Source organism: Clavibacter sp. MX14-G9D, from assembly GCF_032917815.1.
Taxonomy (GTDB): Bacteria; Actinomycetota; Actinomycetes; order Actinomycetales; family Microbacteriaceae; genus Clavibacter; species Clavibacter michiganensis_K.
Genome location: NZ_JAVCVL010000279.1, coordinates 1 through 3040 on the forward strand (window position 1 = coordinate 1; position 3040 = coordinate 3040).

Below are 3040 nucleotides of genomic sequence, written 5' to 3' on the forward strand. Positions count from 1 at the left end.
CTCGCGGTCCGCGGTGCGGCCCCAGCCGATCGGCGCCAGCGGCTGGACCGGGCGCTCCCGGTCGGCGTCGGTCGCGGGACGGACCGCGAACGGGTCGTCGTCGTCGCGGCCGTTCCCCGACCCGCCGCCGCGAGGCGCCTGCCCGGCCACTACGCGAGCCCCAGGTCCTCGAGGCCGATCGCGTACAGGTACCGGTGGCCGGCGGCCTCGATCACCTCGCGGGCGTCGGTGGAGCGGTCGACGACCACGGCCACCGCGGCGATCTCCGCGCCCACCCTCTCGAGCGCCTCGATGGCCTTCAGCGGGGAGCCGCCGGTGGTCGAGGTGTCCTCGACGACGATGACGCGCTTGCCGGCGAGGTCCGGTCCCTCGACCTGGCGGCCGCGGCCGTGGTCCTTCGGCTCCTTGCGCACGACGAACGCGTCGTACCCGCGGCCGACCGCGGCGCCCTGGTGCAGGATCGCGGCGGCGATGGGATCCGCGCCCATGGTGAGCCCGCCGACGGCGGCGACGTCGGGCACGTCGGCGATGAGGTCGAGCATGACCCGGCCGATGAGCGGCGCGACGCGGTGGTCGAGGCTCACGCGACGGAGGTCGACGTAGTAGGTGGCCTTCTTGCCGCTCGTCAGGGTGAAGTCGCCGTGGAACACGGCGTCCCTCGTGATGTGGTCGATGAGCTGCTGGCGCGCGTCGGTGGTCGTCACGGAGCCGATCCTACGGGCGGGGACCCGCCCGGCCCGGCGCGACGGGCGGGCGGGGCGCCGACCCGGTCAGCGGTCGGCGGACGTCGGCAGGCCGAAGACGGTGCCGACGGCGGCCACGTCGTCGCCGCCGTGCCCGGCCGCGGACGCCTCCGCGTACGTCTCGCGGAGCGCCTCGAGCATGGCGGTGTCGAAGTCGTGCGCGTCGGCGCCGTCGAGCGCGGCGAGCATCAGCGTCACGTCCTTCAGGAGGCCGTCGAGCGCGAAGGAGGGCGCCAGCTCGCCGGCGAGCATCGCGCCGCCCTTGAGGTGCGCGTACGGGGTGTCGGACGCGCCGCCCGCGATCGCGTCGAGGAAGAGGCGCGGCTCGACGCCCAGCAGGCGGGCGAGGCCGAGCGACTGGCCGGTGGCGGCGGTGATGGAGGCGATCCAGGCGTTGCACGCGAGCTTGAGCGCGGATCCAGCGCCCGGCTCGGACCCGGCGACCACCGTGCGCGAGCCGGTCGCCTCGAGGACGGGCCGGGCGACGGCGAGGTCGTCCTCGGATCCGGACACGAGGTGCACGAGGAGGCCCTGCTCGGCGGGGCCGCGCGTGCCGAGGACTGGGGCGTCCACGAGGCGGACGCCGTGCTCGGCGGCGAGCGCGGCGATCCGCCGGGTGCCCTCGACGCCGACGGTGCTGGACTGGAGGACGACGGCGCCGGCGGGGAGGGCCGGCGCGATCCCGGCGAGGACCTCGAGCACGGCGTCCGCGTCGAAGAGCATCACCACCACCACGTCCGCCTCGCGCACGGCGTCGGCCGCCCCGTCGGCGACGGTCGCGCCGTCCTCCGCGAGGGGCGCGGCCTTCTCGGCGCTGCGGTTCCACACCGTGAGCGGCAGCCCGGCGCGGAGGATCGAGCGGCTCATGCCGGAGCCCATGACGCCGGTGCCGAGGAGCGCCACGCGGGGCGACCCGCCGGTCGAGGGGGCGGATGCGGGCACGGCAGCGGTGTCGTCGGTCATCCCCCGACGGTACGCCCGCGGGATGGGAGCTCCACGGACGCGACACGGCGCGACGGGCCGCCGGTCACGCGACCGGCGGCCCGTCGTCACGGGGTGGAGCGGATCAGACGGCGGGCACCGCGGCCTCGTCGTCGGAGTCCTCGCCCGGCAGCACGATGTCGGCGACCGTGACGTCGACGCGCGCGACGGGACGCCCGACGAGCTCGCGGACGGCCTCGGAGATGGCGGCGCGCACCTCGGCGGCGACGTCCTGGAGGGGCACGCCGTACTCGGCGACGAGGGTCACCTGGAAGGCCACGCCCGCCTCCTGCACGTCGACGGCGATGCCCTGCGTGAGGTCGGTCTGGCCGATGCGGTCGCGGAGCTGGCCGATGACGCGGGCCGCGCCGCCGCCGAGCGCGTGGACGCCGGGGATGTCGCGGACGGCGAGCCCGGCGACCTTGGCGATGACGCCGTCGGTGACCGTGGTGTCGCCCTCGGCGAGGACGGTGCCGGTCGCGATCCCCGTGGTCGCGGGGGCGACGCGGGTGACGTCGGCGGGAGTGCTGGTGTTCGTGTCGCTCATGCGGTTCCTCCTCGTGGGTGCCCGTCGGACGGGCGCTGCTGTGGTAATCATGGATGCGACGCAGGGCCGCGGCCGTTCGTCACGGACCGGTCCCGGATCCCCCGGTTCTCCCAGCGCACACGGAGGTACGGCATGGCCCTCTCCTCCTCGCTGCAGGACGCGGGCGACGGCATCCTCGCCGAGCGCGCCGCCGACGGGGACGCGCGGGCGTTCGAGGTGCTGGTGCGCCGGCACGCCCCCTACATGCGCGCGTTCGCGATCCGCTTGACGGGCTCCCGGGCCGACGCGGACGACGCCGTGCAGGAGGCGCTCATCACCGCGTGGGACCGCCTGCCGACCCTGGAGAAGCCCGACCGCGTGAAGAGCTGGCTGCTGCAGATCGTGAGCCGCAAGTCCATCGACCGCATCCGCGCCCGCCGACCCGTGGACGACATCGACGACCACGAGATCGCCGACCGGCTCACGTCGCCGGAGCGCGACGCGGAGACGTCGTCCCAGATGCGCGCGCTGGCGGGTGTCCTGGATGCGCTGCCGGGCGAGCAGCGGGAGGTGTGGATGCTGCGCGAGGTGGGAGGCTTCTCGTACGAGGAGATCGCGGAGCGCCTGGGCACGACGCCCTCGACCGTGCGCGGCCGGCTCTCCCGGGCGCGCACCGCGGTGATGACGAGCATGGAGGCGTGGCGATGACAGGCACCGGACCGGGCGATCCCGGGGAGCGCCTGCCCGCGGGCCCCGCCGAGCCGGTGCAGCCGGGCGTGCCCCGCACGCC

Annotated in this window: 4 protein-coding genes; 1 reads left to right on the top strand and 3 read right to left on the bottom strand. The window is 75.8% G+C overall.

Features of this window, described 5'->3' with window-relative positions; all coding sequences use genetic code 11:
* Positions 1 to 149: 149 nt before the first annotated feature.
* The 3 genes from pyrE to Q6969_RS14635 form a co-directional block, all read right to left on the bottom strand.
* Complete coding sequence (gene pyrE, locus Q6969_RS14625) at positions 150 to 704, bottom strand: orotate phosphoribosyltransferase (RefSeq protein WP_317231101.1); 555 nt, start codon at positions 702 to 704, stop codon at positions 150 to 152.
* A gap of 66 nt (positions 705 to 770) precedes the next feature.
* The gene (locus tag Q6969_RS14630; protein WP_317231102.1) at positions 771 to 1706 is read right to left on the bottom strand and encodes an NAD(P)-dependent oxidoreductase; all 936 of its coding nucleotides are present in this window, start codon (positions 1704 to 1706) and stop codon (positions 771 to 773) included.
* A 103-nt stretch (positions 1707 to 1809) separates the two neighbouring features.
* Positions 1810 to 2271, bottom strand: coding sequence for an Asp23/Gls24 family envelope stress response protein (locus Q6969_RS14635; protein WP_094114963.1), 462 nt, complete (start codon positions 2269 to 2271; stop codon positions 1810 to 1812).
* Between the two features lie 132 nt (positions 2272 to 2403).
* Between Q6969_RS14635 and Q6969_RS14640 the strand changes: the two genes are divergently transcribed.
* On the top strand, positions 2404 to 2958 hold the full coding sequence (locus Q6969_RS14640; RefSeq protein WP_104344011.1) for an RNA polymerase sigma factor: 555 nt from the start codon (positions 2404 to 2406) through the stop codon (positions 2956 to 2958).
* The last annotated feature ends 82 nt before the right edge of the window (positions 2959 to 3040 follow it).

Coding starts and splice junctions, on each gene's coding strand:
- Q6969_RS14635 (WP_094114963.1), bottom strand. CDS start 2,271: ATGAGCGACACGAACACCAGCACTCCCGCCGACGTCACCCGCGTCGCC.
- Q6969_RS14640 (WP_104344011.1), top strand. CDS start 2,404: ATGGCCCTCTCCTCCTCGCTGCAGGACGCGGGCGACGGCATCCTCGCC.
- Q6969_RS14630 (WP_317231102.1), bottom strand. CDS start 1,706: ATGACCGACGACACCGCTGCCGTGCCCGCATCCGCCCCCTCGACCGGC.